This window comes from Olsenella sp. An290, from assembly GCF_002159535.1.
Lineage (GTDB): Bacteria > Actinomycetota > Coriobacteriia > Coriobacteriales > Atopobiaceae > Thermophilibacter.
In genome coordinates, this window is sequence record NZ_NFIU01000002.1 from 1 (window position 1) to 23,521 (window position 23,521).

The window sequence follows — 23,521 nt, forward strand, 5'->3', positions numbered from 1 at the left end:
GCGGGCGGCGTCGAGCGCCTCCTCGAGGGCGGCGACGGACTCCGCCGTCTTGCCCTCGGTGTCGGCCGCCTCGGCCGCGGCGATCGAGGCCTCGAGGGCCGTGGTGTCGACCTCGGGCGCAACCGCGTGGTCGTAGGTGATCGTCAGCTTGTCGAGGCGCGGCGCCTTGCCCTCGTCAGCCGCACCAAAGACGAGCGTGGAGCTGCCGGCCCCGGTCACCGTCATCTCAAAGTCGACCGTGTGAAGCGCGGAGGCCTCGTCGTCGGCGCCGGCGCTGACGCTTCCGGCCTCGACGATGCCGGCCTCGTCAGACCAGGCGAGCTTGTTGGCGGTGCTGCCGGACTCATAGGAGAGGGTGACGCGATAGACGCCCGGGACCGTCGCCGTGAAGGGCACGTGGACCTCGTCGCCAAGGTTCACGGCGTCGACCAGGGTCGCGCCGTTGGCGCTGTCCACCATGACCGTCATGGGCCAGCCGGCGTCGTTGCTCTCGTCGTTGTGGAGCTCTCCGAGCTCGAACTCGAGGACGGCGGACCCATCGGTGCCGGGGAAGGCAAACGGGTTCTCGGTGGTGTAGTGGTCACCGGAGGGGGTCACGGGCACCAGGGCCTCGATGGCGGCCGTGAGCGCCTGTGCGGCGGCGTCGACCTCGGTCTGGCTCGTGGAGGAGAGCGCCGCCTCGGCAGCGGAGAGCGCGCTCTGGAGGGCGGACCACGAATCGGCCGTGTAGGCATCCTCGGAGAGGGCCTTGGCGGAGGCGATGGCCTCGTTCAGCGCGTCGTAGCTGACCGAGGGCGCCTCGGGCTCGCCGCCGTAGACCTCGATCTCGTAGAGCGAGATGTTGTTCCAGGGCCCACCCGGGGCGTCCGGGTTCTGGGCGACGTAGTCGTTCACGCGAACGCGGACGTAGCGGGCCACGTGCGTCTCGTCGAGGACGATGGTCTCGTTCTTCTCGGCGGGCTGCGTGCGCTCGCTCACCGTGGTCCAGGCGTCCTCACGCGCCGGGTCGGCGCCGTTGGGGGCAATCTGGATGTCGTAGTCGGTCGGCTTGCGGGTCTCCCAGAAGAGCTTGACCGTCCGGACGTCGTAGTTGGAGCCCAGGTCAACGTAGACCCAGGCGGGCTTCTCGTCCACGACGCACGCCCAGCGAGAAGAACCGTCCTTGCCGCCGTCGGTCACCTTGTCGGCGGTGAAGTCGGCGGTCTCGTCGGAGCTGGAGGTGGCGTCCTTGGCGCTGGCGACGTTCTCGGTCGGATCCGCCTCGGTCACGGGAATCTCGCCCGTGTAGGAGACCTCGAGCTTGTCGAGGCGCGGGGCGTTCTTGCCGGCGGGCGGCGCAAAGACGAGCGTGGAGCTGCCGGGCTTGGTGACCGTGAGGTCAAACTCGACCGTGTGGATGGCCGCGGCGCTGTCATCGGCGCCGGCCGTGACGTTGCCGGACGAGACGATGCCCTCGTCGTCCGACCAGGCGAGCGCGTTGGTGGGGGAGCCGCTCGAGTAGTGGAGCTTGACGTGGTAGGTGCCGGCGTACGTGGCGCGGAAGGGCACGCTCAGCGAGTCCCCGTCGTTCAGGGAGTTGACGAGCGTGGTGCCCGTGGTCGCGTCCTCGAGGATGGAGGCGGGCCACTTGCCGTTCTGGTCGGCGGCGTTGGAGACGTCGGAGATGGCACCGAGCTCAAACTCGAGCGTGGTGCCCTCGTCGGTGTAGGGGAAGAGGAACGGGCTCTCCTCGGTGTAGTTGTTCACCGCCACGAGGCCCTCGACGGCGGCCTCGAGCTCGGCGATGATCGCACGGAGGTCGGCGGAGGAGACCTCCTCGTTCTTGTAGGCGTCGTGCGCCTTCGTGAGGGCGGCCTCGAGCGTCGCGACGGAGCTCGCGGAGTAGCCGTCGGTCTCGATGGCCTCGGCCGCGGCGATGGCCTCGGAGAGGTCCTGGTCGACGTCGGAGACCGTCACGGTGACGAGGTCATTGAAGCCGGCGATGACGTTGTCGTCGTCAAGGGAGAGCGACACGTAGAACTGGCGGTCGCCGTCCGCGCTGCCGCCGCTCTGTCCGCCGCCCGTGACGCGCTTCGTCGTCACGGTGACGGCCTTCTCGGTCTCGCCCGCGGCAAACTCGACCGTCTGGGGCGTCGTGTCAAAGTGGTCCTGCGTGGCGGTGCCGGGCTCAAAGCCCACGGTGACCGTGAGGGGCTCGGAGGCGTCGCCGACGCGGCGGAGCGTGAGCTCGGCGGTGGAGCCCTCGTCCATCGTGAGGGCGGAGGTGTCAAACTCGAGCATCGTGGAGCCCTCGGGCAGGTACGCCGCGGCGTCGATGCCCACCGCGCCGCTGATCACGCTGATCGTGACTGTGTGCTCGCCGGGCTCAAGCACGTCGGAGGAGTAGAGCACCGCAGAGGTGTTGCGGGAGGAGACGTTGTTGGTCGCGATGCGCTTGACCTCGCCGCCGTCCACGGAGACGCCCATCGTGCCGTGCCCGGGGTCCGCCGTGCCGATAATGCTGAACTGCGTGCCCGTGAAGGTGAAGCTCAGCGTGGAGCTCGTGTTGCTCGTCCACTGGCTCGTGCCCTCGTAGCAGGAGGTGATCGCCTCGTCGGTCCAGGACCCGGTCTGGGTCATTTCGTCGTTGTCGATCGCGGAGAGGCCCGTGGGGATGGGCGTGGGGATCTCGAAGGCGGGCGAGGCCTTGTAGAGGCCGACCTCGCTGATCTGCGCGAGCGCCCGCTCGCCGGTGAAGACGTCGTCGGTCTGGAGGTCGATCTTGATGGCGTCCGAGGAGACCTCGGTGGAGCGCACGAGGCGCTTGGCGCCGATGGTCGCGCCCGAGCCGAACTCCTTCCAGGAGCCGTCCTCGTCACGGTAGCTCACGGTGAAGCGGTCGATGCGCTGACCGTTCTGGATGGCCTCCTCGATGGACACGACGTCAAAGGTCTTCTTCTCGCCGAGCTCGATGACGAGCGACTGCTCGTCCTCGGAGCCGGCGCACCAGTAGGTGTCCTTGTCGCCGTCGAGGACCTTGCCGGGGCCGTAGTCCGCGTCGTTCTCAAAGGCGCTCTTGGCCTGTGCCTCGGCGCCCGTGGCGAGGTTCTCGTCGAAGCTCATCCGGATGTTGGAGGCAAACTCCTCGACGCGCGTCTTGATCGCCGGGTCAACGGTGCCGCTCGTGTTGGGCGGGATGTTGATGAGCAGCGTGGCGCCGTGGCCGATGGAGTTGAAGTACATGGTGCTCAGGTCCGCGAGGGACTTGGGCGTGCTCTTGTCCTTGCCCCAGAACCAGCCGGAGGTGATGCGGGCGTCGGCCTCCGGGACGGTCCAGAGGTCGCCGTCGGCGTAGCCCACCGAGACGCCGCCCTGGAGGTTGTGGTCGTAGTCGTCACCAGCCTCGTTGAGCTTGACCGGAGACCAGAGCTCGTCGGTAGCCGAGCTCACGGCGTTGCCGTTCTCGTTGCCGATCCAGCGCACGCCCGTGTGCTCCTTGCACTGGAAGATGATGCAGTCCTCGCCCTGGAGGTCGTGGATGGTGCTCGCCCAGCCGTCGAAGTCGTACACCTGGGCGTCGGCGCCCGTGCCCTGCGCGCCGTCCATCCAGACCTCGACGAACTTGCCCTTGTTGCCGTACTTGGGGTTGCCGAGGATCTCCTTGAGCTGCGCGATGTAGTAGGCGTTGTAGTTCACGTCCGGGTCATCGGAGTCGCCGATGGTGCCCGGCGTCTCGCCCGCATCGTAGCCGTAGGACTCGTCGTGGATGTCCCAGGGGGAGAGGTAGAGGCCCATGTCGACGTCGTACTTGCTGCACGCCACGGAGAGCTCGGCGAGGATGTCGCCCTGGCCGTCCTTGTAGTCCGGGCAGGCTCCCATGTCGTAGTCGGTGTACTCGGACTGCCAGATGCAGAAGCCGTCGTGGTGCTTGGCGGTGACGACGAGGCGCGAGAAGCCGGCCTCCTTGATCATCTTGACGTAGCCGTCCGCGTCGAAGTCACGGAGCTGGTTCATGTAGTAGTAGGCCGGCTCCATCTTGGTGCCGTAGTCCTCGCCCCACTCGACGCCCGAGAACGTGTTGGGCCCGAAGTGGCAGAACGCCGCGAACGAGTTGCGCTGGTAGTCAAGCTGGCCGGCGTTGGGGAGCGTCTCGTTCTGCTCCGGCGCGTCAGCAGCGTTCTCGGTGAACGTGGAGTCGGCGAAGTAGCCCTCCTCGGCGAGCGCGAGCTGCGCGCCGCCCATCGACAGCGCGATCACCGTTGCGGCCGCAAACGCGACCCGTGCGGGAACCCTCCAGGGTCGGTCATCTCTCATTGGCGCCCTTTCTCCTGGGGCCACGGGGGAGACTGCGGCCCATTGAACATAACTTGGCAAATGTTACGCTGGCCTTGCGGGCGCGTCGCCGCCCGCTGCCGGGAAATGGGACGGGCGGCCCCATCCGCGCCGCGAACGGCGCCCGGGCACCTCGAGGACGGGCCCTCGCTCGTCACAATTCCTACATGACTGCTTGCGAGCTGCGCGTTCTTTGCATCTGGACGAGAAGAACGCGGGACGGAGAATTTTCTCGTGCCACGCGCCCAAAGTTCTGATAAGATGCTCTAGCGCACAAGCGCGGGCGATTGGCTCAGGGGTAGAGCACTTCCTTCACACGGAAGGGGTCGCTGGTTCGAATCCAGCATCGCCCACCAGATGGGGATATAGCTCAGTTGGGAGAGCGCGTGACTGGCAGTCACGAGGTCAGGGGTTCGAACCCCCTTATCTCCACCACGAAGGCTCAGGGCCGCCGGACAGCTCCGGCGGCCCTTTTCTGTGTGCCGTGGCCGCGCGACCTGACCGATGCGGCCCGGCGCCCTTCTCGGACCGGGCCGCACGGGGCGGGAATAACATACATAGTTGGTCCCCAACCTGAAAAAACGGGCCATCCAGACGCAAACGTGCATGCTATTCGCCCGCCGCGCCGCCCACGGCCCCCGCTACCGGCCCGTGATGGCGCGGCGCAGCATCATCACGTACGCCTCGGCGCCCTCGGGCCTGAGGTGGGTGCCGTCGTCCCAGAAGTACTCGTCGTGGCCCTCGCTCTCCGCGTACCAGTCGATGACCTCGACGTTGTCGTACTGGTCGGCCACGTTCCGGAAGAGCTCGTTGTTGATGTCCTGGAGCGGCATGGGGACGCGCGTGGTGACGAAGTAGACCTTGCGGTCGGCACCGCACGCGTCGATGAGGCTCCTCACCTGCTCCTCGCGCGCGACGCCGTTGCTGCCCAGGGCAAAGACCACGACGTCGGCCCCGTGGCCGTCCGCCACGCACTGGTTGTAGACGTCGATGCCGGCCGTGAACTGACGGCCCACCGCGGCGTCGATCCAGCCGTTGGGGAAGACCCGCTTGAACTGCGCCTCGGCGCCCTTGGCCACCGAGTCGCCGATGAGCAGGACGCTGGCGTCCGTGGCGCCCGTCTGGGCGTCGACGTCGTAGTTCCTGCTGTTGATCGTGTCCACGGCCGTCGCGAAGGCCGTGCCGGCAAGGAAGGTCCCCGAGACGTCGTAGCCCTGCGCGTCCGGGTCGAAGGCCGCCTCCACCGACCCGCCGGCCTGCTGGTCCACGGGCACGCCCGTCTGCTCGGCGCTGATCGGGGCGAGCGTCACCACCACGACGGCCAGAAGCGCCACCGCCTCGGCCGCAAGCGCCACGCGGGACTGGCCGAGGGCGAGGGGCGCGCCCACGCCGCGCTCAATGAGCCGATAGGAGAGCTCGGCCACGACGACGATGGCAAGAAGCTCCAGAAGCCAGCCCCACCAGGGGAGCTCCGTCGTGCGCGTGGCGGGGTTCATGACCAGAAGGAGCGGGTAGTGCCAGAGGTAGAGCGCAAACCCGCGCGCGCCCGCAACGGCGAGCGGCCGCAGCCCCAGGATGCGCCCGAGAAGGCCGCCCGGGCGCGAGACCACGCCGATGATGACGGCCGTGAGCAGCGAGACGAGCAAGATGCCGCCCCGGTAGGCAAAGTCGGAGTAGCCGTCCAGCGTGACCATCATGGCCGCGATCCCGGCGAGCGCCGCCACGCCGGCGAGGTCGTAGGCCCACGAGGGGAGCTCGCGGCGCGCCGGGGCGGAGCCGTGCGCGCCGGCGGCGCCGGAGGGGGCCTGCGCGGGCAGGGCGACCCTCCAGCCGCGGCCGCGCGTCATGAGGGCGCAGAGGGCGCCCACGAGGAGCTCGGCCGCGCGCGTGTCGGGCCCGTAGTAGATGCGCGCGGTGTCGGCCGTCGGGTCATAGAGCGCGGCCATGGCCACCGACGAGGCCACCGCGAGCACGGCCACGGCGGCGCACGCGTGAGAGCGCCGGCGCACCACGCGCGAGAGCCCTAGGAGCACAAGCGGCCAGACCAGGTAGAACTGCATGGTCACGCCCACGAACCAGAGGTGCGTGAGCGGGGAGGGAAGCCCCGCCGCGGCGAAGTAGGAGACGTTGCGGAAGAGGTAGTAGAGGTTCTCAAAGAAGAGGAGCGCCGGGACCGCGTCCGACTTCACCTTGGGGAGGAGCGCGGGCGAGAGCGCGGCGCACAGCACCGCCGTCGCACCCACCACCACGAGCATCGAGGGCAGGAGCCGGCGCACGCGCCCCAGGAGGAAGCGCGGGTAGTCGAACCGGCCCTCCCGCGCGACGCGCCGCTCGATGGAGAGGGTGATGAGGTAGCCCGTGAGCACGAAGAACACGCTCACGCCCAGGTAGCCACCAGGAAGCCAGGTGGCGTTGGCGTGGTAGACGATGATGGCGGCGATCGCGAGGACGCGCATTCCGTCGAGGGCAGCGACCTTCTTGGAGCCGGACATAGAGCTCGCTTTCAGAAAAGGGCCCGCACGGGGCGAGAAGAACCAGAGACTTCGTTATTCTATCCCCAGCGCAACCGCCCCGTCCCCCTTCCCGACAAAGAGTGCGCAAGGGGGCGCGGCCACCACCTCAGGTTGAGGCCGGGCGGCACCGGCGCGCCGACCCGCGCGCTGCCGTAGGGTAGGGCGACCAAGACCGACGAAGGGAGCAGGACATGGGAGAGCGGGGCACAGGGGGACGAGGCGCAACGGGGGCCCTCGTGGCGCTCGCCGTCGTTGCGGTGGTAGCCGTCGTCGCCTGGGGCGCCTGGGCGCTCGCGCTGCAGGGCGGCGCGGCCGGGCCCGCGGGAGAGCCCGCGCGCGAGGAGACGCAGGACGCGCCCGAGCCGGATGCCGTGACCGACCCCGAGCCCGAGCCGGAGGAGCCCTCCGACCCCGTCGCCGACGTGGTCGCGGGCATGACCCTCGAGGAGAAGGTCGCCCAGCTCTTCGTGGTGCGCCCCGAGGACCTGACCCACGTCGGGGTCCAGACGGCGGCCGGCGACGCCACGCGCGCGGCGCTCGAGGCCCACCCGGTGGGCGGCATCTGCTACTTCGCCCAGAACCTCGTCGACCCCGCCCAGACCAGGGACATGCTCGCCAGCACGCAGGCGTTCTACGAGGAGCTCACGGGGCTCCCGTGCTTCCTTGCCGTCGACGAGGAGGGCGGCACCGTCTCGCGCGTGGGCGCCAACCCCGCCTTCGGCGTGGAGCGGGTGGGCGACATGGTCGCGGTCCAGTCGGACGAGGAGGCGCGCGAGAAGGCCGTGACCATCGGCACCTACCTCGCCGACCTCGGCTTCAACCTCGACTTCGCCCCGGACGCCGACATCGCCGACGTCGAGGGCTCCTCGCTCGCGCGCCGCTCCTTCGGCGCCTCCGCCGAGGTGGTGGCCCCGCGCGTCGCCGCGCAGGTCGAGGGTTTCCTCTCCACGGGCATCCTCTGCGCCGCGAAGCACTTCCCGGGCATCGGCGGGGCCGTGGGCGACTCCCACGACGGCTCGATCATGACCAACGCCACCCCCGAAGACCTCGCCGCGAGCGAGCTCGTGCCCTTCCGCGCGGCCATGGACGCGGGCGTCCCCCTCATCATGGTGGGCCACCTCACCCTCCCCAACGTGACGGGGGACTACGTGGCCGCCTCGCTCAACCCCAAGATCGTGACCGGCATCCTGCGCGAGCAGCTCGGCTTCGACGGGATCGTCATCACGGACTCGCTTGCCATGGGCGCCGTCGTCGACGCGTACTCACCGGAGGAGATCGGCGTCACGGCGCTTGAGGCGGGCGTCGACATGATCCTCATGCCGCGCGACTTCGAGCGCACCTACCAGGGCGTCCTCGACGCCGTCGCGTCCGGCCGCCTCTCCGAGGAGCGCATCGACGAGTCGGTCGAGCGAATCGTGCGCACGAAGCTCTCCCTCCAGGGGTGACCGGGGGTCGTCGCGCACCGCGCCAAGGCCGGCGGGCGGGCTATACTAGATGGGTTTTGCACCCGACGCGAGAGGGGCGCCCATGGAACGGCAGGTCAGCGACGACCCGGTCGAGCTCTTCGGCCTGAGGATCGCGCACATCGGCATCAACGAGAGCTCGCCCGAGGAGGCCGAGCGCACGGCGGGGCAGTTCGAGGCCCTCATGGGGCTCGCGCGGCGTCACACGGCGCCCGTCTCCACCTTCGCCGGCACGCTCGTCGAGGTCATGAACAACGGGGGCCGCGGCACGCGGGGCCACATCGGCTTCCACGTGGACGACCTCCCCGCGGCCGAGCGCTGGTTCGCCGCGCGGGGCCTCACCGTCGACGAGGCGTCCCGCACGCTCGGGCCCGACGGGAGGACGCGCCTCGTCTACTTTGCCGAGGAGCTCGCCGGCTTTGCCCTCCACCTCACCACCGACGACTAGCGGCCCGCCCGGGCCCGTGCAAAGGAACCGCACGTGATAGCACTCGCAGACAAGATCTCCAAGTCATTTGGCGGCCGCGTCCTCTACACCGGCGCGACCCTCCAGCTCAACGCCCAGGAGCGCTGGGCGCTCGTCGGGCCCAACGGCTCGGGCAAGACCACGCTCCTGCGCATCATCATGGGGGAGGAGTCCCCCGACGAGGGCACCGTGAGCTTTGCCCGCGACGCCACCGTGGGCTACCTCGAGCAGGAGACCAAGCTCGCAGGCGAGAAGAGCGCCCTGGCCGAGGTCGTCGACTCCGCCCACGAGGTGAAGGAGGTCGAGCGCCAGGTCACCGAGCTCGAGGCCAAGATCTCCGAGACGGCGCCCGGCCCCGAGCTCGACCAGCTCCTCGAGCGCTACGGCCACGCGCAGGACCGCTTCGAGCGGCTGGGCGGCTACGAGCTCGAGAGCCGCGCGCGCCAGATCCTTGCGGGCCTCGGCTTTCCCGTCGAGGACTTCGACAAGCCCGCCTGCGACTTCTCGGGCGGCTGGCAGATGCGCATCGCCCTCTCCAAGCTGCTGCTGCGCCACCCCGACGTGCTGCTGCTCGACGAGCCCACCAACCACCTCGACCTCGAGAGCGTCAAGTGGCTCGAGCAGTTCCTCGCGGGCTACGACGGCGCGGTTCTTCTCGTCTCCCACGACCGCGCGTTCATGGACGCCTGCGTCTCCCACGTGGCGGCCGTGGAGAACCGGCGCCTGGCCACCTACACGGGCAACTACTCGAGCTACCTCAAGCAGCGCGAGGACAACCTCGAGCAGATGCGCGCCAAGCGCGCCGCCCAGGAGCGCGAGATCGCGCACATGCAGGTGTTCGTCGACAAGTTCCGCTACAAGCCCACCAAGGCCGCGCAGGCGCAGGAGCGCATGAGGAGGATCGAGCAGATCAGAAGCGAGCTCGTGATCTTGCCCGAGGGCACCAAGAGGGTGCACTTCTCGTTCCCGGAGCCCCCGCGCACGGGCGACGAGGTCATCAAGCTCGAGGGCGTCTCCAAGTCCTTTGGCGAGAACCACGTCTACTCGGACGTGGACCTCACGCTCTACCGCGGCGACCACGTGGTGCTCGTGGGGCCCAACGGCGCGGGAAAGTCCACGCTCATGAAGCTCATGAACGGCCGGCTCGCGCCGGACGCGGGCACGGTCTCGCTGGGCAAGAGCGTCACGCAGGCCTACTACGCCCAGCACCAGCTCGAGCAGCTGAACGAGGCCAACACCGTGCTCGCCGAGATGGACTCGGTGGCGGCCGGCTGGACCACCTCCGAGGAGCGGCGCCTTTTGGGCGCGTTCCTCTTCCACGGCGACGACGTCGAGAAGCGCGTGGGCGTGCTCTCCGGCGGCGAGCGGGCGCGCCTGGCGCTCGCCAAGATGCTCGTGGCCCCCGACCCGCTGCTTCTGCTCGACGAGCCGACCAACCACCTCGACATCGACTCCGTGGACGTGCTCGAGCGCGCGCTCGTGGACTTCAAGGGCACGATCGTGCTCATCTCCCACGACGAGCACCTCGTGCGGGCGGTTGCCAACAAGGTCGTGGACGTGCGCGACCACAAGGTGACCGTCTACGACGGCGACTACGACTACTACCTCTTCAAGCGCGCCGAGCTCGAGGCCGCGGCGCAGGGCGCGGCCGCGCCCGAGCGCCAGAGGGGGGAGGCCGCGCCCGCGGCCGAGCCCGCGCCACAGCCCGGCGCGGGCCGCAACGTCAAGACGCGCGAGCAGCGCCGCGCCGAGGCCGAGGAGCGCAACCGCAGGAACCGCGCCCTCAAGAAGGAGCGCGACCGCCTCAGGCAGGTCGAGGCGGCGCTCGAGCCCGCCCAGGCGCGCCTCGCCGAGCTCGAGACCCTCATGGCCGACCAGGAGCTCTACAGCGACGCCCGGCGCTTCGACGAGTGCATGACGGAGTACACCGCGCTCTCCAAAAAGATTCCGGCCCTCGAGCAGGAGTGGCTCGAGCTCACCGAGAAGATCGAGGAGGCCGGGCGTGCGTAAGGGCGCCGCGCGCGCGGCGCGCGTCCTCGCGCTCGCGTGCCGGGCGTGCGCGTGGGTCCTCGTCGCCCTCGTCGTGGCGGGCGCGGTGCTGCCCGCGGGCGCCCGGACCTGGCTCTTGGCCCCGACGGGGTTCTTCTCGCGCCTCGTGCCCGAGGCCCTGGCGGGGCTCCTCGTGTTCCAGACGCCCCTCGGGGGGTCGTTTCGTGGAGACCTCGCCATCGTTGCTATAGTGTTGCTCGTGTCCGACTGGATCTTGTGCCGCGTTTCTGCCTCGCCGCGCTGACGCCGCGAGAGGGGAGTCCGCTTGTATACCGACCAACAGCTCGTCCGGGTGGCCCTCACGGTGGCGCTCGTGATGTTCTCGGCCGTGGTGCACGAGGTCGCCCACGGCTGGGTGGCCCTGCGCTGCGGCGACCCCACCGCCCGGGACGCGGGCCGGCTCACGCTCGACCCGCGCGCCCACCTGGACGGGTTCGGCTCGTTCCTCCTGCCGCTTCTCATGGCGCTCCTGGGCGGGCCGGTCTTTGCCTTCGCGCGGCCGGTGCCCTACAACCCGGCGCGCCTGCGCCACCCGCGCCGCGACGAGCTGCTCGTGGCGCTCGCGGGGCCCGCCTCCAACGTGCTGCAGGCGCTCGCGGGCACCGCGCTCCTCAGGCTCCTCCTGGACTGGGGCCAGGGCCTGCCCGTGGACGCGCTTCTCTGGGGGGCCGAGGTCCTCATGATCTACGTGCAGGTCAACCTCGTGCTCTGCTTCTTCAACCTCATCCCGCTGCCGCCGCTCGACGGCTCCAAGGTCGTCCTGTTCTTCCTCACGGGGGAGGCGAGGCAGCGCTACTACGAGCTCCAGCGCTACTCCATGGCGATCCTCATCGGCGTGCTCTACCTCCTGCCGTCGCTCCTGCGCGTGGACCCGCTGAGCGCCTACCTCGACGCCACCGCCGGCTCGCTCTTCTCGGCGCTCATGTCGGCGGTGTAGGCATGTCGTACCGCGTGCGGACCCAGGCCTACTCGGGGCCCTTCGACCTCCTGCTCCAGCTCGTCACGAGGCAGAAGGTGACCATCGGCTCGATCTCCATCTCCGAGGTCGCCAACCAGTACCTCGCCGAGGTCGAGCGCATGGCCGACCTCGACCTCGACGTCGCGAGCGACTTCGTGCTCGTGGCGTCGACCCTGCTCGACATCAAGGCCGCCTCGCTCGTCCCCGACGAGCCCGTCGCGCGCCGGCGCGAGGCGCTCGAGCCCGACGACGAGGACGACCTCGAGGGACTCACGCCCGACGAGGCCCGCGAGGTGCTCATCGCCCGCCTCATCGCCTACAAGCAGTTCCGGGGCGCCGGCGCGGCGCTCGGCGCGCGCGCCGAGGCCGAGGGCCGCATGTTCCCGCGCACCGTGGGCCCCGACCCCGAGTTTCTGGGCCTCATGCCCGACTACCTCGAGGGGATCAGCCTGCGCAGCCTCGCCGTCATCTGCGCCGACATCGACTCGCGCCGCGAGACGTTTCTTCTCGAGGCCGAGCACATCGCGCCGCGGCGGCTGCCCGTCGCCCTCACCGTCGCGACCGTGGACCGCCTCGTGCGCGGCCGCGGGCACGTGACCTTCTCCGAGCTCCTCGACGGCCAGGAGACGCCCGAGGCCGTGGTCGCGAACTTCCTCGCGGTCCTCGAGCTCTTCAAGCGCGGCCTCGTGCGCGTCCGGCAGGACGAGGCCTTCGGCGAGATAGAGATCGACCACGTCGAGGGGGCCGACCCCTACGAGCTCGACGAGTCGGTCCTGGCCGAGCTCGGCGAGGACTTCGGCCTTGACGACGACCTCCTGGAAGGGGACCTCCTGTGAACGACCTCGAACGCATCGAACCGGGCTCCCTCAAGGGGCTGCTCGAGGCACTGCTGCTCGTCTCGGACGACTCCGTGCCGGCCACGACGCTCGCCCGCGCCGCGGGCGCCGAGCCCGGCGAGGTGGCCTCCGCGCTCGCGGAGCTCTCCGCCGAGTACGCAGACGCCAACCGCGGCTTTCAGCTGCGGGAGGTCGCGGGCGGCTGGCGGCTCTTCACACACCCCGCCCACCACGACCAGGTGGCCGACTACGTGCTCTCCTGGGACACGCGCCGGCTCTCCCAGGCCGCGCTCGAGACGCTCGCCGTCATCGCCTACCACCAGCCCGTCACCCGCGAGGGCGTGCGCGCCATCCGCGGGGTCAACTCCGACGGCGTCATCGGCTCGCTCAAGGAGAAGGGCCTCGTGCGCGAGGTGGGGCGCGACCCCGAGCACGGCCAGGCGCAGCTCTGGGGCACCACGCGGCTCTTCCTCGAGCGCTTTGGGCTGCGGTCGGTCCGCGACCTGCCGCCCCTCGAGGACTTCGCGCCCGACGAGGAGTCGCGCCGCTTCATTCGCGAGCGCCTCTCCGGCCGCTCCATCGGCTCCACGATCGAGGAGACGGCGGCCGACATCGAGGAGGAGGCCGACCTCCTGGGCGACGAGGTCGCGGGGGAGGCGGAGGCGGATGAGTGACCCCATCCGCGAGGACGGCCTCTACCCCATGCGGCTCCAGCGCTTCCTCGCCCGCGCGGGCGTGGCGAGCCGCCGCGGGTCGGAGCGGCTCATGACCGCCGGGCGCGTCAGGGTGAACGGCGCCGTCGTCACGGAGCTCGGCAGCAAGGTCGACCCCGCCTCCGACGTCGTCACCGTCGACGGGGCCGTGTGCCGCATCGCCGAGCGCCCCTGCCACCTCATGCTCTACAAGCCAGCGGGCTACCTCACCACCATGAGCGACCCGCACGGGCGCCCCACGGTGGCCGACCTCGTCCCCGTGGCGGAGCGCCCCGGGCTCTACCCGGTGGGCCGGCTCGACCTCGACACGACGGGCCTACTCCTGTTCACGACGGCCGGCGAGCTCGGACAGGCGCTCCTGCACCCCTCGCACCACGTGACCAAGCACTACGTCGCCCTCGTCTCGGGGACGCCCGACGAGGGCGACCTCGGGCGCCTGCGCGCGGGCGTCCGGCTCGAGGACGGGCCGGCCGCGCCCGCCGAGGCCGAGCTCCTCTCGCCGTCCGACCCGCTCTTCTCGCTCGTCGCCCCTCGGGGGGCGGGCCGGACGGGGGGCGGCGAGCCCAACGCCGTCGTGGGCCTCACCATCCACGAGGGCAGGAAGCACCAGGTCAAGAAGATGATGCAGGCCGTGGGGCACCGCGTCTTGCGCCTTCACCGCGACGCCTTCGGGCCGCTCGTGCTCACGGGCGTGGCCGAGGGCTCCTGGCGCGAGCTGACCGAGGCCGAGACCGCCGCCGTCGAGGCGGTCGCACGGGGGGAGGGGTAGCCGTGGCCGAGCGCGGGATGCCCGGGGACCACGTGACGCAGCGCCTGCTCTTCATGCGCCACCCCGAGACGGTCTCGAACACGCAGTTCTTCTTCTCCGGGCGCACGGACGTCCCGCTGACCCCGCACGGCGAGGAGCAGCGCGACCGGGCCATCGAGGCCCTCGTGGCCTTTGCGCCCGACCGCCTCTTCCACTCGCCCCTCTCCCGCGCGGCCTGCGTCGCGCAGGGGGCCGCCGCGCGCCTGGGCGTGCCGTGCGAGCCGCTCGAGGACCTCATAGAGATCGACTTCGGGCCCCTCGAGGGGATGGACTTTGCCCACGCCCGCGAGCGGGGGCTCGCGTTTCCCTGGCCGATCGACGAGCGGGGCGTCTCGCACCCGCCCGAGGGCGCGGAGTCCTTCGAGAGCCTGCGCGAGCGGGCGCGGCGCGTCCTCGGGCTGCTGCGGCCGCTCGAGGGCAGGACGGCCTGCGTCACGCACGGCGGCTACCTGCGCATGCTCGTGGCCGCGGCCTACGACGTGCCGCTCCGGCGCTTCTGGAACCTGCACGTCCTCAACGTCTCCTCGCTCTACTTCACCTGCGACGGGGACGCCTTTGCGCTCGGCGGGCTCAACCTCACCCCCGAGGAGGTCATCGAGCACGCCACGCGACCCTGCGAATACGACACCCGCGACATCTGGGGGACGCGGGGAAGGGAGCTCACATGATCGTTGCCATCGACGGGCCCTCGGGCTCGGGAAAGTCGTCCGTGGCGCGCGAGGTCGCGCGCAGATGCGGCCTCACCTACCTCGACACGGGCGCGATGTACCGCTCCGTCGCCTGGGCCTGCCTCGAGCGCGGCGTCGACCCGGAGGACGCGCCCGCCGTGGCGCGCGTGGCCGAGGGCGTGCGCATCGAGTTCGCGCCGGGGGAGGACGGCCAGCGCGTGCTCGTGGACGGCACGGACGCGACGGCGGCCATCCGCACGCCCGAGGTCGAGCTCGCCGTCTCGCCGGTCTCCGCGAACCCCCGCGTCCGCGAGGTCATGGTCGCGCTCCAGCGCGCGGCGGGCGAGCGGGGCGACGTGGTCGCCGAGGGCCGCGACATCGGGACCGTGGTCTTCCCCGCGGCCGACGTCAAGGTGTTCCTGAGCGCCTCGCCCGAGGCCCGCGCGCGCCGTCGCGCCGTGCAGCGCCAGGGGGGCAACCTCGCCTGCGGCCGCGACGTGGCCGTCGACGCCGAGGCCGAGCGCAAGATCCTCGCCGACCTCATGCGCCGCGACGCCTACGACTCGTCCCGCGAGGCCTCGCCGCTGCGCCCCGCCGACGACGCGCGGCACATCGACTCCTCGGACCTCACCTTCGAGGAGGTCGTGCGCGCCGTCGTCAGCCTCTCCCCCGAGCTCTCCGCCCGTGCGTCCGAGGGGGCCGCGTCATGAGCGCGCGCGAGAAGGACGGGACGGGCCGCGAGCGCATGCGCGCCTTCGCGGGCAACACCCTCGACGACTACTACGATCACGACATCCGCGACCACCCGCTGCCGGGGCGCCTGCTCATCGGCCTTGTGGTGCGCGTCCTGTGGCTCGTGACCAAGCTGCTGTGGCCCTGGCGCCTCGAGCAGGCGCAGGTTCTTCTCGCCGAGCCCCGCGGCCGCGTGATCATCATGAACCACGAGTCCATGCTCGACCCCGTCCTCGCCGTGGTCACGCTGTGGCTCGCCCGCGTCCCCACGCGCATCGTCTACAAGAGCGAGCTCGACCGGGTCGGCCCGGCGGCGTGGCTCTTCTCGAGGGCGGGCGGCTTCCCCGTCGCGCGCGGCAGCGCCGACATGAAGACGGTCCGCCGGGCCCGCGCGATGCTCCAGCGCGGGGAGTGCGTGCTCATCTACCCCGAGGGCACCCGCGTGCGCAAGGACGCCGACGCCCAGGTCCACGGCGGCTACGCGATCATGGCCCAGCTCGCCAAGGCGCCCGTGCAGCCCGTCGCCATCATCGGCGCGCGGCACCTGCGCCCGCGCTGCCGCGTCTACCTGAGGGCGGGCGCCCCCGTCGAGTGGTCCGAGCTCGCCGCCTCGGGGCGCCGGGAGCAGGCGGCCGAGATGGAGCGCGTGGGCATGGAGCGCGTCTACGCCCTGCGCGACGAGCTGCGCCGCGCGCACCCGGAGGTGAGGGACTAGCATGCCCGAGATTCGCATCGCCTCCGAGGCCGGCGCCTGCTACGGCGTCGAGCGGGCGCTCGGGCTGGTCGAGGCCGCGGCCGACGAGCGCGCCGGCGCGGTCCACACGCTCGGGCCCCTCATCCACAACCCGCGCGTCGTGGCCGGGCTCGCCGCGCGCGGGGTCGACGCCGTCTCGTCGCCCGAGGAGGCCGCGGGCGACACGCTCCTGCTCCGCACGCACGGCACGGTGCCCGACGAGGAGGCGCGGGCGCGCGAGCTCTGCGCGCGCGTCCTCGACGCGACCTGCCCCTTCGTGAAGAAGGTCCACCAGGCCGCCGAGCGCCTCTCCCGCGAGGGGTACCAGGTCGTGGTGGTGGGGGAGGCCGGCCACCCCGAGGTCGAGGCCACCCTGCCGCACGCGCCGGGCGCGATCGTGGTGGGCTCGGCCGAGGAGGCCGCACGGGTGCCGCACGCGCGCAAGGTGGGCGTCGTGGTGCAGACCACGGCGCGGCGGGCGCTGCTCGCCGAGGTCGTGGGGGCCCTGCTCGGGCGCGCCGAGGAGGTCCGCGTGATCAACACGATCTGCGAGGCGACCTCCGGGCACCAGGCCGCCGCCGACGAGCTCGCGAGCGAGGCGGACGTGATGGTGGTCATCGGCGGGCGCAACTCCGCCAACACCACGCGCCTCGCCGAGATCTCCGCGGCGCGCTGCCCGCGCACCCACCACGTCGAGGGCGACGACGAGCTCGACGCCTCGTGGTTCGAGGGCGCGGGCGTGATCGGCATCACCGCGGGCGCGTCAACGCCCGCAAGCCAGATCGAGGCCGTCCGCTCCGCGATCGAGCGCCTGGTCGGAGGGCGGTAGGGGCGTGCGGGGCGCGGGGCCGTGGCTGCGCGCCCCGCATGCCCCGCGCGCGACGGACGCCGCCCCGCGCCCCACGCCCCACGCGTAACGCGCGTTTTGCGCACATTCCAAGCTACGTATGCAAAAGTTGAAACCATCGAATACGTAACTTGAGATAAGCCGTCAATTTGCACGGTAATCCCAAGCTACGCGTTCTTCTCGCCATGCGTAACTTGGAGTTTCCGTCAGAGGCGCATGCGTAACTCGGGATTTCTGTCTACAGCACATGCGTAACTTGCGATTTCCGTCCGGAAAGCATGCGTAACTTGGAGTTTTTCGCCCGCGAAGCATGCGCGGCCCGGGATTTGTGCCCGCGGCCCGCCTGAACCCTCGGGCGCGCGACCCACGCCCCGCGGCGCGGGTGTGGCACAATGGCTGGCGACACGCCAAGAAGAACCGGGAGGGACCCATGGCCGAGCAGAAGCGCGCGGACTACGCCTCCACGAGGCCGCAGGCGGACGGCGCCTGGGTCGCCTTCGTTGAGGAGGGGAGCCCCGCCTGGGAGGCCGGCATCGAGCCGGGCATGCGCATCGAGCGCGTGAACGGCGTCGTGCCGCGCGACCTCATCGACTGGCGCTGGGAGGCCGACGGCGCCTCCTGCGAGCTGGAGGTCTATGACCCCGCCGACGGCACCACCACCCCCTGCGAGCTCTGGCGCGAGCCCGGACAGGACTGGGGCGTCGACTTCACCGACGTCCTCTTTGACGGCATCCGTACCTGCGTGAACGCGTGCCAGTTCTGCTTCATGGCGATGCTTCCGCCGGAGGCCCGCGCCACGCTCACCCTGCGCGACGACGACTACCGCTTGTCCTTTCTCCAGGGCAACTTCGTGACGCTCACCAACGTCTCCGACGACGAGGCCGAGCGCATCGTGACCTGCGGCCTCAGCCCCATGAACGTCTCGATCCACGCGATCACGCCCGAGGTGCGCCGCTCGCTCATCGGCAGGCGCGCCGACCGAGGCATCGAGGTGCTCGAGCAGCTGCTCGCAGGCGGCATCGAGGTCCACGCGCAGATTGTGCTCTGCCCGGGCATCAACGACGGGGACGAGCTTGCCGCCACGCTCGACTGGGTCGAGGCACGCCCCGGCATCACCTCGCTCGCCATCGTGCCGCTCGGCTACACCAAGCACAGCCGGCGCTTCAAGAGCTCCTACTCCGACGACGTCGAGGCCTCGCGGGCGGTGGTCCGTCTGCTCGAGCCCTACCAGGAGCGGGCGAGAAGGACGCTCGGCATCACGCGCTTCCAGCTGTCCGACGAGTTCTATGTCGACGCCGGCCTGCCCGTGCCGCCAGCCGAGACCTACGACGGCTACCCGCAGTTCTACGACGGCATCGGCATGCTGCGGAGCTTCCTCGACGAGACGGCCCTCGTCGCGCAGGATCGCGCCGACGACCTGTGCCGCGTTGACGGAGTACTTGCCGAGAAGGACCTCCGCCTGGAGCTCGTCTGCGGTGAGGCGGCGGCCGAGACGATCGACGTGTTCTGCCGCGAGCTCTCGCCCGCAGGTCGCGTGCGCACCCGCGCGATCAGAAACGACTACTTTGGCGGCGACGTCAACGTCACGGGCCTCATCGTCTCCGAGGACCTGCTCGCACAGCTGCCCGCCGACCTCACCGGCACGATCGTCGTCCTCCCCGAGGTGATGTTCAACTTTGACCGGCTCACCCTCGACGGCGACACGCAGGACCACATTGTCGATGAACTCCGAAGCCGCGGCGCGCTCGTGACCGTGAGCGTCCCCAACCCCGGAGACTACCTCGACGCCATTCTCAGCTTGCCGAAGAACGCGTGACGGACCTCGACGCCGTCGCGCTAGAATTGCCCTAGCAACTGAGACGGAGGCCCCGCATGAGCATGACGTCAGGACAGAGGTCTGTATGCGTCTTCGCCTGTGAGGCGGACGAGAGGGTCGCCTCCGTCGTCAGGGACGTCGCCCGCTCCGAGGGGCTCAGGGTGGTCGCGGCCAGCACGGGTGACGCACCTGCGGACCTCTGCATCGTCTTGATGTCTCTCTCGGCCGTCCGGGACCACGAGTTCCTCCGCATCGCAAACGCGGTGTGCTCGAACGCATCCGTCACCATTCCCGTGCGCCTCGACGAGGTGCGTCCCGAGCAGGCGGGCGAACCTGGGTCGCCCATAAGGGAGCGTAACTGGGCCGACTTCTCCCAGAGGTCGGGACGAGACCAGGAGCCCTGGGAGCTCCTCGTGCGCTCTAACGTGGAGCTCTATGACGACTTCTACGATCTTGACGAGCGTACGCGGCGCTGGGAGCTATGCGACCACGACGCGAGCTACCTGCTGCAGGACGTCAAGGCCGCCGCGCGGGCCCATGAGGTGCTCGACGCCCTCGCGGACGATCCCTATCAGCGACCAACCAAGGTGATGCGGGACTACGTCGAAGCGTCGACGCAGCACGCCCACCGCGAGCGCAAGCGGTCCATACGTAATCGCGTGCAGACGATTGGCTCCACGATATTCGTAGTGATCGCGCTTCTCCTCTTTAGTGCGTTTATGCGGTCATTCCTAGCTCGTGGCAGTCTGCTCAAGGAGTCCATGGCAGATCTTGAAACTGAGTACGATCCCGAATATGCAGCCTTACGCCTGCTCCAGATAGGTGCCGATGAGGGCATCAACTCGGACACCGGCTTCTACCAGACCATCGACGCCCTCTCCTCCATCTGGAAGATCTCCGAGCTTGGCCTCGCGGAGGCGGAGGCCGGGACCGGTACCCAAGGGGAGGCGGTCTTCACCGGCGACGGTGAGAGGGTCTTTGTTGCCGGGGCGGAGGGGACCGTTCAGTCCTGGGTCCCGAGAACCGCGGAAGCCGCGGACAACCGCTACGTTTCCGCACGCGACCGGTTCACCTTCGACGCCACGCCGGATGGCGCGCTTCTCGTCGTCGCGGACGAGGACGGTCTGAGGCGCTTTGACACCAGCACATGGGAGAGGGTCGACCTGGGGTATGACGGCCCCGCTATCGAGAGCGTCGCGGTCTCGGCGGACGGAATGCGAGCGCTCGGGGCGACCGAGGACGGAATCGTGCTCGTCGACCTTGACGACGGGACGGTCGCGGCCAAGCTCGCCGCAGATTCCACGCTGGCCGTCGAGCGAACGCCAGACGGTCTCCGCGCGCTCGTTCGTACCGACTCCGACGTGCAGTTTGTTGACGGGGAGAGCTTGAATCCGCTCGCCCGTGCCACGATTCCCGAGAGCGCTGACTGTGTCGGCGCGATTGGCGAAATCGGCGCCGTCATCTGGTCTGACGGACGACTCGGCTTGCTCGCCCCGAGCGCTGACGAGCTTTCCCCGATTGCCTTCTCAACGAAGAGCCGGCCTCTCGACCTCGCCATCTCGGGGGAGAGCGTCATCGTTGTCACAGAGGAGGGTGGCTCGCAGGTCGTCGACGTTCCCACCGGGGCGACCCTGGCCAGGCTAGGCACGAGCATGGCCGGCGTCGTCTTTGCAGACGCAACGGAAGCGGGCCTTATGAGCTGCGGGAACGGCGTCACGACGAGCATCTACTCCCTCGAGGGCATCGCACCCGGAGACGAGGCCCCGAGTGGGGCGCTGGTCAGCGAGTCACTGGAATGCAGCACGTCGGATGGAACCTTCGCCATCCGTTCGGACGGTGCCGAGAAGTTCGTCCTGACCTATGGCGGGAAGGACCACGACTACACCTTCCAGGGAACCCATGGGGAGCGCGACGACATCACGGCAGTTGCATGCGCGTATCTGCCGGCTCGCTACGTCATTGGCACACGGTCGGGAGGGGTCACCACCTACACGATGCTACAGGGCGAGGACGGCATCACCATGGTCTCCACGCGGGAGTGGGACACGCCAGACGGCTCTTCCGTCGAGGCCGTGGGATGGACCGAGGACGGCGAGCGCCTCGTCGTGAGGGCCGGAGGACGCTGGTGGACCCCCTATGCCAACTCCGATGCCATCGGTCTGCAGGGAATCGCCTCCACCATCAAGGAGCGCGAGCCGGCCGTGTGGACCAAGGCGGAGATTGAGTCGTTCCCCGAGGACTTCGTCGAGAGCATGGGGATGCGCGTGGCGACCCCCTTGCCCGAGCCCCGCTAGGAGGAGAGCATGTCGCACGTCTTTGTCTCCTATGCCAGAGTTTGCAAGGACTACGTCGACCGCCTCGCCGACGAGCTGGAGGCGCGTGGCGTCCCCGTGTGGCAGGATACGGAGCAGCTCCGCTTTGGCGAGGTCTGGGACGCGCGCGTCAACGATGCGATCCGTGGGGCGAGCCTCGTGGTGCTCGTCGTCTCGCGCGAGTGGTGTGACTCGGAGCCCTGCCAGAACGAGGCGAGTCAGGCCCGCTACTACAAGCGTCCGATTCTGGAAGTTTCGCTTGAGCGGGACGTCGAAAGAACGGCCATCCAAATTGCCAACGAGTATCGGCGCGTCTCTCCAATCTCTAGTCTTACGGCTACGGTAGAGACGCGTGCGGAGAGCTGGCTGAGAGGCGGTCGCAAACGAAGGGATTTGCTCCAAGGACGAAGTCTTCGCGAGGTGGTTCGCTTGCTCAAGTGGGACCACGCTGATTCTATACTGACGGACAATGCAAAGAGTTTTATCCTCGCGTCGAAGCGGTTTGCGAGAATCGTCTGTGCCTTCGCCGTCCTTTCGGCACTCGTCTCGCTCTGGGCTTTGATTTCATTTCTCGTGGTTAAAATTGGTAATTTCGGGGCCACCCTCATTGGAAGCTATGGCTACGGAAGCTCCTTGCTCACCTATTCCAGCGAGATAGGAAATCGTGTAGACCCCTACCTTGTCGCTGACGTCACTACAAATACGCTCGACAATAGGGCGTGGACCTTGTCGTCGATAATCAACGACGGCTATTCAAGACAGCTGATGATGAGGTCGGCACTCGACGCCATCACGCCCACCGAGCGAATGGACGCGGAAGAGGCGGCATCTCGCGGCTTCTCCTTCCCGGACGCCACCCGAACGAGGGCCACCGCGGATGCATCTAGCATCACAGCCGAGCTGAGCGAGAACGGGGCGGTCGTGACCCTCTCTACGGATGGCGACTCCGGCGCCCTTGTGACCGCCCGCCTCGAGATGCCGAGCTTTGACCTGTCCTTCTCGCCCGACGGACGCTACCTTGCGGTCCTTGGTGAGGGCGGCATCGCCATCCTGGACGGACATCAGGGCTCCCAGCTGCTCTTCCTCAACGGAACGCAGAACCCTGAGGGCAGCACGCTGGCATGGAGCCCGGACGGCTCCCTTGTGGCGGTGCGCACGCCGCAGGACTACGTTTTCTCCTGGCCGGTCAGACAGGACACGACGATCCTTGCGACGACCGGCAGCACGTTCGTCGACGGCGCGAGCGTCAAAGGCGGCGAGCTGGCCGCATTTCTCGCCAGCGACGGCTCGATTACCTTCGTCGACGTCTCGTCCGGGTCAATCGAGGACGTAGATGACTCGCTCGAGGCCGCAGAGGCCCTCCACCTGGCCCCGGGACCGGGCGAGATGGACTTCTACGTGGTCGCCCGCCCCGCCGACGACCCGGATGCGACCCGGCTCATTCACGTGGACTGCGCCGCAGGGACCGTCGCGGAGCTGTCGCTTCCTGACGGGCTGGTCCCAACGTGCGTCTCCGCCGTGGCGGGTGGCTCCGAGCTGGCGGTCGGGTGCGAGGGTGCGCTCCTTATGCTCGACGCCACGGGAGGCGTGCGGAACAGGGTCGACGGTCTGAATGTCTCCGCCGTCGCCATGGATGCCGACGGCCGCGTGTTCGCCGGGACCCAGAGCGGGGACCTTGTCGTCCTGGAGCCTGGCGCATCAGAGGTCACGTGCCCGGAGTCTGCCGTCACGCGTGGAGGCACGACACCGCTCGCCATCGCCGTGGGCTCGGGTAGGGCCGTGTCGGTGGGGAAGGGGACCGTGTGCGGGAACGGCTCGCGGGCGCTCACCCGCGAATGGGGGACTTGGGTCGAGCGGGACGGCATTACGTCCAGCATGACCGACTCCGCCTCGCCCTACGCGCGGACGATTGCCGCGTCCTCCGACGGGTCGCTCTTTGTCTGCGGGCTCTCGGACGGCACGCTCGTGACGTTCTTCCCCGAGGACGGCTTTGGCGTGAGCGCCCGGCACGAGCTGGGCAGCGAGCTGCGCGGCATCGTCATCTCATCGGACCGCACGAGCGTCATAGGCGCCGCCGGGGACGGGACCATCGTGCGCGTTGCTGTTGACCTCGCCGCAAACGACCAGCAGGCGCTCCGAGACCGACTCGACGAGCGCGTCCGGCAGGGCCTCGAGTTTGGCCTCTACCACAACGAGGCCGACATCTCCTAGCGCGCGGACACCCCGTGAATTTCTCGCGCTCACCGGCGATTTGTTGCCGCTCGTGGTAAGCTGAGCAGGTCAAACGAATAGCGAG

General features: G+C 69.5%; 17 protein-coding genes and 2 tRNA genes. 17 read left to right on the forward strand and 2 right to left on the reverse strand.

Annotation, left to right across the window (positions count from 1 at the left end):
• Positions 1 to 4,293: alpha-L-fucosidase (locus tag B5F84_RS01545; RefSeq protein ID WP_204205474.1), on the reverse strand; the 4,293-nt coding region annotated here is incomplete at its 3' end.
• 299 nt (positions 4,294 to 4,592) lie between these two features.
• On the opposite strand from B5F84_RS01545, the gene B5F84_RS01550 reads away from it, so the two are divergent.
• Together B5F84_RS01550 and B5F84_RS01555 are read left to right on the forward strand one after the other, a co-directional pair.
• Positions 4,593 to 4,667 (forward strand) — tRNA-Val (locus B5F84_RS01550).
• A gap of 3 nt (positions 4,668 to 4,670) precedes the next feature.
• A tRNA-Ala gene (locus B5F84_RS01555) sits at positions 4,671 to 4,746 on the forward strand.
• Between the two features lie 206 nt (positions 4,747 to 4,952).
• On the opposite strand, the gene B5F84_RS01560 is transcribed toward B5F84_RS01555, so the two are convergent.
• Positions 4,953 to 6,803: an acyltransferase family protein gene (locus B5F84_RS01560; RefSeq protein ID WP_087319991.1), complete on the reverse strand. Its 1,851-nt coding sequence runs from the start codon at positions 6,801 to 6,803 to the stop codon at positions 4,953 to 4,955.
• A 212-nt stretch (positions 6,804 to 7,015) separates the two neighbouring features.
• Between B5F84_RS01560 and B5F84_RS01565 the strand changes: the two genes are divergently transcribed.
• The 15 genes from B5F84_RS01565 (at position 7,016) to B5F84_RS01635 (ending at position 23,436) form a co-directional block, all read left to right on the forward strand.
• On the forward strand, positions 7,016 to 8,269 hold the full coding sequence (locus B5F84_RS01565; protein ID WP_087319994.1) for a glycoside hydrolase family 3 N-terminal domain-containing protein: 1,254 nt from the start codon (positions 7,016 to 7,018) through the stop codon (positions 8,267 to 8,269).
• 82 nt (positions 8,270 to 8,351) lie between these two features.
• The gene (locus tag B5F84_RS01570) at positions 8,352 to 8,735 is read left to right on the forward strand and encodes a 2-dehydro-3-deoxyphosphogluconate aldolase (RefSeq protein WP_087319996.1); all 384 of its coding nucleotides are present in this window, start codon (positions 8,352 to 8,354) and stop codon (positions 8,733 to 8,735) included.
• 33 nt (positions 8,736 to 8,768) lie between these two features.
• Positions 8,769 to 10,763, forward strand: a complete 1,995-nt coding sequence (locus B5F84_RS01575) for an ABC-F family ATP-binding cassette domain-containing protein (protein WP_087319998.1) — start codon at positions 8,769 to 8,771, stop codon at positions 10,761 to 10,763.
• On the forward strand, positions 10,756 to 11,046 hold the full coding sequence (locus B5F84_RS01580; protein WP_087320000.1) for a hypothetical protein: 291 nt from the start codon (positions 10,756 to 10,758) through the stop codon (positions 11,044 to 11,046). The genes B5F84_RS01575 and B5F84_RS01580 overlap by 8 nt, the downstream gene beginning before the upstream one ends.
• A gap of 21 nt (positions 11,047 to 11,067) precedes the next feature.
• Complete coding sequence (locus B5F84_RS01585) at positions 11,068 to 11,739, forward strand: site-2 protease family protein (RefSeq protein WP_239378171.1); 672 nt, start codon at positions 11,068 to 11,070, stop codon at positions 11,737 to 11,739.
• A 2-nt stretch (positions 11,740 to 11,741) separates the two neighbouring features.
• Positions 11,742 to 12,596 (forward strand): ScpA family protein, encoded by an 855-nt coding sequence (locus tag B5F84_RS01590; RefSeq protein ID WP_087320002.1) that lies wholly within the window; start codon positions 11,742 to 11,744, stop codon positions 12,594 to 12,596.
• Positions 12,593 to 13,270: an SMC-Scp complex subunit ScpB gene (scpB, locus tag B5F84_RS01595; RefSeq protein ID WP_087320003.1), complete on the forward strand. Its 678-nt coding sequence runs from the start codon at positions 12,593 to 12,595 to the stop codon at positions 13,268 to 13,270. The genes B5F84_RS01590 and scpB overlap by 4 nt, the downstream gene beginning before the upstream one ends.
• Positions 13,263 to 14,078 carry a pseudouridine synthase gene (locus B5F84_RS01600; RefSeq protein ID WP_087320005.1) on the forward strand — a complete coding sequence of 272 codons (816 nt, stop codon included), beginning with the start codon at positions 13,263 to 13,265 and terminating at the stop codon, positions 14,076 to 14,078. The genes scpB and B5F84_RS01600 overlap by 8 nt, the downstream gene beginning before the upstream one ends.
• 2 nt (positions 14,079 to 14,080) lie before the next feature.
• Positions 14,081 to 14,785, forward strand: coding sequence for a histidine phosphatase family protein (locus tag B5F84_RS01605; protein WP_239378173.1), 705 nt, complete (start codon positions 14,081 to 14,083; stop codon positions 14,783 to 14,785).
• Positions 14,782 to 15,495, forward strand: coding sequence for a (d)CMP kinase (cmk, locus tag B5F84_RS01610; RefSeq protein WP_087320007.1), 714 nt, complete (start codon positions 14,782 to 14,784; stop codon positions 15,493 to 15,495). The genes B5F84_RS01605 and cmk overlap by 4 nt, the downstream gene beginning before the upstream one ends.
• Positions 15,492 to 16,232 (forward strand): lysophospholipid acyltransferase family protein, encoded by a 741-nt coding sequence (locus B5F84_RS01615; protein WP_087320009.1) that lies wholly within the window; start codon positions 15,492 to 15,494, stop codon positions 16,230 to 16,232. The genes cmk and B5F84_RS01615 overlap by 4 nt, the downstream gene beginning before the upstream one ends.
• A gap of 1 nt (position 16,233) precedes the next feature.
• Positions 16,234 to 17,079 carry a 4-hydroxy-3-methylbut-2-enyl diphosphate reductase gene (gene ispH / locus B5F84_RS01620; protein WP_087320012.1) on the forward strand — a complete coding sequence of 282 codons (846 nt, stop codon included), beginning with the start codon at positions 16,234 to 16,236 and terminating at the stop codon, positions 17,077 to 17,079.
• Positions 17,080 to 17,527: 448 nt separating this feature from the next.
• Positions 17,528 to 18,913, forward strand: coding sequence for a DUF512 domain-containing protein (locus B5F84_RS01625; RefSeq protein ID WP_087320014.1), 1,386 nt, complete (start codon positions 17,528 to 17,530; stop codon positions 18,911 to 18,913).
• A gap of 62 nt (positions 18,914 to 18,975) precedes the next feature.
• Positions 18,976 to 21,207 carry a WD40 repeat domain-containing protein gene (locus B5F84_RS01630; protein ID WP_158094454.1) on the forward strand — a complete coding sequence of 744 codons (2,232 nt, stop codon included), beginning with the start codon at positions 18,976 to 18,978 and terminating at the stop codon, positions 21,205 to 21,207.
• Between the two features lie 9 nt (positions 21,208 to 21,216).
• Positions 21,217 to 23,436 (forward strand): toll/interleukin-1 receptor domain-containing protein, encoded by a 2,220-nt coding sequence (locus tag B5F84_RS01635; protein ID WP_087320018.1) that lies wholly within the window; start codon positions 21,217 to 21,219, stop codon positions 23,434 to 23,436.
• Positions 23,437 to 23,521: the final 85 nt, after the last annotated feature.